Annotated in this window: 4 protein-coding genes and 1 pseudogene; 3 read left to right on the top strand and 2 right to left on the bottom strand. The window is 57.6% G+C overall.

The features are described 5' to 3' along the window. Nucleotides 1–598: pseudogene (locus tag FAA86_RS23975) on the bottom strand (hypothetical protein); the annotation flags it as partial. Between the two features lie 233 nt (nucleotides 599–831). Here FAA86_RS23975 and FAA86_RS23970 point away from each other — a divergent pair. The 3 genes from FAA86_RS23970 to FAA86_RS23960 are packed head-to-tail and all read left to right on the top strand — an operon-like array spanning nucleotide 832 to nucleotide 4,303. Further along, nucleotides 832–1,398: a sugar transferase gene (locus FAA86_RS23970; RefSeq protein WP_281281776.1), complete on the top strand. Its 567-nt coding sequence runs from the start codon at nucleotides 832–834 to the stop codon at nucleotides 1,396–1,398. Nucleotides 1,399–1,435: 37 nt separating this feature from the next. Further along, on the top strand, nucleotides 1,436–3,352 hold the full coding sequence (locus tag FAA86_RS23965; protein WP_136543791.1) for a polysaccharide biosynthesis protein: 1,917 nt from the start codon (nucleotides 1,436–1,438) through the stop codon (nucleotides 3,350–3,352). A gap of 36 nt (nucleotides 3,353–3,388) precedes the next feature. Further along, nucleotides 3,389–4,303, top strand: a complete 915-nt coding sequence (locus FAA86_RS23960; RefSeq protein ID WP_136543789.1) for an NAD-dependent epimerase/dehydratase family protein — start codon at nucleotides 3,389–3,391, stop codon at nucleotides 4,301–4,303. A gap of 34 nt (nucleotides 4,304–4,337) precedes the next feature. Here the strand turns inward: FAA86_RS23960 and FAA86_RS23955 are convergent. Next, on the bottom strand, nucleotides 4,338–5,429 hold a 1,092-nt coding region (locus FAA86_RS23955), incomplete at its 5' end, for a glycosyltransferase family 4 protein (RefSeq protein WP_136543787.1).

The following is a 5,429-nucleotide window of genomic DNA, read 5'->3' as shown; positions in this document are numbered from 1 at the left end:
ATGAGACTTGAATCTGCTGCCATTCAAGTCGTTTCCTTGAAAGCTCCTCTGCGTAACCCGCGAGGAGCTTTTGTTTTTTGCCCTCCGTGTCGATCTCTCCCGAAGCCATACGCGTCATCAGGTCGTTCTCGGCAGCAGCGAAGAACTGCTGCTGCATGACATCGATCGCGTCAATGGAAGCCATGATGTGGGCGATGTCGCCATGCACCTGCAGGCTCGCTGGCTGGTGGCCAGTGGTCTTGCCGATGACGACGGAATGAATAAGGTCACGCACGATTGGCATCAGCCGCTGTTTGACCGCTTCGTTGGCGTTGTTGCGTGCGAGGAAGATCAGCTTGCGGATCCCAATCTCGATGTTTGACGGGTTGAACTGCGCCTTCAGCTTCTCGATCTTCCCCTGAAAATCTTCTGCCGGCTCGTCGGCTGTCGCCAGTTCTCGGGCGAGCTGTTCGAGTTCATGGCGGGTGATCGTCTTGCCGTTGGTGCAGCATTCCCCGTCAAGCTCATCGATCGGCAGGCGCTTCTTGCGGTTGGTGCAACTATGGTAATCCTTGCCTGAGATGGTGTAGGGTCCGCCGTACTCAGCGCATTGGAGCATGCCGCACAGCAGCTAGTCCGGTCGGTATGTGGTGTTGAGCTAGTTGCTCGGTGCGAAGTCGTACAGCTTGACGCGGCTCGGTTTCTCGCAAATTAGCAAATGCACTGAGCCGCTTCGCTATCGGCTAAAGTGAACCGCATCGAGTTCGCGGATGCTTTCCAACCAACAGGCTAGCGATACCTTCTGAACTGTCATAAGAACCGTCAGAAGCTGTTTCTGAGGTGTGTGGCATTGTGGTAATGAAGCGAGCGGTCGATGTTTTTGTTTCGTTGTGCGGTTGCGTCATCCTGGCAATCCCGATGGTCATCGTCGCCCTTGCCGTTCGTTTGACCTCTCCCGGACCCGCAATTTATTGGTCCCGACGCGTCGGTAAGGACAACAGCATCTTTCTGATGCCGAAGTTCCGCACCATGCGCACCGACACCCCCGTTGTCGCCACCCATCTCCTGACCGATCCCTCCAGACATCTTACACCGATTGGCGGCTTCTTGCGAAAGAGCAGTCTGGACGAACTTCCGCAGCTCTGGTGCATCCTCAAAGGTGAGATGAGCCTCGTCGGCCCGCGCCCTGCTCTTTTCAACCAGGATGACCTGATTGCAGCCCGGACAGAAGCAGGCGTCCACGCCCTCAAGCCTGGGCTGACAGGCTGGGCCCAGGTAAATGGGCGGGATGAACTGGAAATTCCCTTGAAAGTTGCCTATGACGCCGAGTATCTCCGACGTCAGAGTTTCATGTTCGACCTGCGGATATTGATCCTGACGGCACTCAAGGTCGCCGGAGCCAGAGGCGTATCCCACTAGAGCGGACAACCCGTCAGAAAGTATCGGCGATAAGCCCATGACAAGAGCCGACCTCGTTCAACACCCTTTCATACGCGTGATACGTGAACGGATCATCCGCACACCGCGCCCCTGGAAGCGGGTGGTGATGATTCTGATGGACGCCGTTCTGCTCCTGGTGGCGATATGGGCTTCCTATGCCTTGCGCCTTTCCAACTGGTCGCCGGCGATAACACCTGAACGTATAACCCTGGCATTCTTTGCCGTCGCCGTGGCAATTCCAATCTTCATCCGGCTCGGACTATACCGGTCGGTCATCCGCTACCTGCCGGAAGCCGCAATCTGGACCATCCTGCGCGCGATGATGATCGCAACGATGTGCTGGGTCATCATCATCTTCCTGACCGAGATGACTGGCCGGGGGATCGTGCCGCGTTCGGTGCCGGTTCTTTACTTCGCGCTCGGGACCTTGCTGATTGGCAGCACGCGCTTTGCAGCCAAATGGATCCTGAATGCAGGCACCGGCATGCGCCGCGACGAAGAACCCATCTTCATCTATGGCGCTGGCCCGACAGCTGCTCAGCTGGCACGTGCGCTGCGGGGGCATGGAAACAGATACGTCATGGGTCTGATCGATGACGACCCTGCCAATCACGGCCATGATGTGGGCGGTTACCGGGTCTTCCCGCCGCGCGACCTGCCAAAGCTGGTCGAACGCTATGGCATCAAGGAGATCGTGCTCTCCATGTCGTCAATCCCGGCTGAAGCGCGCCAGGCGGTCATTGCCCGTGTGTCGGGGCTCGGGATCAAGATCCGCAGCGTGCCCGACATCTCCGACATCGTCGACGGCCGCTATATCGTCAACCAGATCCGCGAAATCGAAATTGATGAACTTTTGGGACGCTCCTTCGTCCCACCGGACAAGGACCTGCTGGCGAGGGCCCTGAGCGGCAAGACGGTGATGGTAACAGGTGCAGGCGGATCCATCGGCTCAGAACTCTGTCGGCTGATTGCCACCTGGAAACCGCAAAAGCTGGTGCTTCTGGAAGCGAGCGAGTATGCCCTCTACCGCATCGAACAGGAGCTGACGACAAAAGGCGGCCCTGAGATCTTGCCCGTTCTCGGCTCGGTCACGGATGAGCAACTGGTGCGGCGGACGATCCGGGCGCATCGAATCGAGGTTCTCTATCACGCTGCGGCCCACAAACATGTCCCATTGGTCGAAGCCAATGTTCTGGAAGGCATTCGCAACAACGTCTTCGGCACGCTCACACTTGCCCAGACTGCCGCTGCAGAAAACGTCCAGAACTTTGTCCTGATCTCCTCCGACAAAGCCGTCCGCCCGACCAACGTCATGGGAGCAACCAAGCGCTGGGCCGAGCTCATCGTGCGTCAGCTTGCAATCCAGGCCCGCAGCAGCGGCAGCAAGCAGACCTTTTGCGCCGTCCGCTTCGGCAATGTCATCGGCTCAAATGGCTCGGTTGTGCCGCTCTTCAAGGAACAGATTGCAAAGGGTGGTCCGGTCACCGTCACCGATCCAGACATGACGCGGTATTTCATGTCCATCCCGGAAGCAGCCGAACTGATCGTGCAGGCTGGCGCGATGTCAGAAGGCGGCGACGTCTTCCTGCTGGACATGGGCGAACCCGTGCGCATCGGCGATCTTGCGGAAAACATGATCCGGCTTGCCGGCTTCAAGGTCAGGAACGCCGAGAACCCCGACGGCGGCATTGCCGTGAAGGTGATCGGCAAGCGCCCAGGCGAGAAGCCCTTCGAAGAGCTCTTCTACAACCGCGACCATGCCCGTCTAACAGCCCATCCGAAGATCATGCGGGCGGATGCCTCGACGATTTGTCATCAAGACCTCAAAGGCGCGCTGGCAGCACTGGAAGACGCCGTAGCGCGAGAGAATGAACAGGATGCAAGAACCGTTTTGTTTTCCCTGATCGATGGCAATGACGTTAATCTTCAGTGAGCGATCGGAACGGTATGACGGGCATTTGGAGACTAGATGAAGTCGACTTTGGTAACCGGTGCGTCAGGCTTCGTGGGAAGTTTCCTCATGACGGAACTTCAACGTCATGGCATCCCGACGATAGGGGTCTCCCGTACTGACAAGGCTGGTCTGCTGAAGATCCAGAGCTACGGCGAGGAGATGGACTGGGGACCGGTCCTCGAAAAGGTCGATACGATCGTTCATCTCGCCGCACGCGTACACGTGATGAAGGACCGTGCCTCTGATCCACTCTCCGAATTCCGGCGCGCAAATGTGGATGCGACTCTTCACCTAGCCCGTGCTGCGATAAAGGCGGGTGTCCGGAGGTTCATCTTTGTTAGCACCATCAAGGTGAATGGCGAGACGACCCGACCAGGCCACCCGTTTAGATCTGACGATCCCCGAAAACCTGAGGGGCCCTATGCCGTATCGAAGGCGGAAGCTGAAATCGCGCTGCTCGAACTGGGCAGACAAACCGATCTTGAAGTCGTCATACTGCGAGCAACGCTAGTTTACGGCCCGGGCGTAAAGGGAAATCTGGCGACGTTGAAGAAATGGGCAGCCTTCCAGCTGCCTTCGCCATTCGGAGCCATCCAGAATCGTCGCTCGCTGGTCCACCTCTCAAATTTATCAAGTGCGATCATTGCCGCCCGGAGAGAGCCCAGAGCTGTCGACCAGATCTTCCTGGTCGCGGACGGCACCCATATCTCGACCCACGAACTGCTGTTGGACCTTGGATGGAAGCGTCCCCCGAGGATTCTCGACTTCGTTTTCGCGTGCACATTTCTCGCTGCTTTGGCCGTACCACGTTCGACACGAAACAGGCTTTTGAGCAATCTTGAAGTGGACGTTGAAAAAGCACGCACTCTGCTGAATTGGAACCCGCTGCCATTCGTCCGCCAGAGCACCTTCCGACCGACACACGACTGACGCTGTTTCCTTAACGGTAGGCCTGAAAGCATACTCAATGTATTGGCCTATAGATCCGCAATGTCTGGTCTATGACCTGCTCCACAGAGTATTCGGCGATCACCAGTTTGCGGGCTTCCTGGCCTGCGACCGCCAGACGGTCCGGCTTTGAGAGGAGGCCCTCGATGGCTCTCGCCAACGAATCCGCGTTCTTTCGTTCGACCAGAACACCTGTTCTACCGCTTTCGACCAGTTCACGGCATCCGGGCATGTCAGTCGTGATGATAGGCCGACCGACAGACATGGCCTCGAGAAGGATCTTTGGAACGCCCTCGCCGTAATAGGTCGGAAGACAAACGAGGGTGGCTTCGGCCAGCGTGTCGACCATGTCGCTTCTATGGCCCCACCATTCGATGGCGCCTTCGTCATTCCATCTTTTCAACAGCGCTTCGGGTACGGAAGCCGCATTTTCTCGATCGGGCCGGCCGACCAGCACGAAACGGACATCCATCTTTTCCTTGACCTTGATCGCCGCATTCACGAATTCCTGTACGCCTTTCGGCCAGATCATCCTTGAGGCCAGCATCACAATTGGAACCCCGTGCGGGATCGGTCTTGCGGCATACTGCTCCGTGTCGACCCCTGCGCCGCGCACAAGGACAGAATTCGCTTCTAGCAATCCGCAGCCGCGCGTCATCACATCGAGGTCGTTCGCGTTCTGAAGAATGACCCGCGTATTGTCTCTGTTGAGCAACACGCGAAACAGTCCCTTGACCAGAGGTCTCAGCAGTCGTGCCTTCAGACCGCTACCTGAGAATATTGAACCGAGCCCGCCCAATGCGGCCACGAACCGCGGCACCTTCGAGACATGGCTACCGATCGCTGCGTAGATGACAGGCTTGATTGCAACTGCATGTACGACGGACGGATGCTCTAGTCGAATGATGCCCAAGATTTCCGAGAGGCATTTAATTTCGTTCCAGATGTTGGCACTAGACCGCTTCATCTTGGCGAGAGGCACCACCCTCAGCCCGAGAGCCTCCATGGCTGTCCGATGAGTGGATACGCGTGTGGCAACGACGACGTCATACCCGGCATCTCGTGCCGCCAGCGCCAATGCGAGGCGATGGGACATGAAGTACCAGTC

Source organism: Rhizobium rosettiformans W3 (genome assembly GCF_004912135.1).
Classification (GTDB): Bacteria; Pseudomonadota; Alphaproteobacteria; order Rhizobiales; family Rhizobiaceae; genus Allorhizobium; species Allorhizobium rosettiformans.
This window is presented reverse-complemented; position numbering and strand designations above follow the sequence as displayed.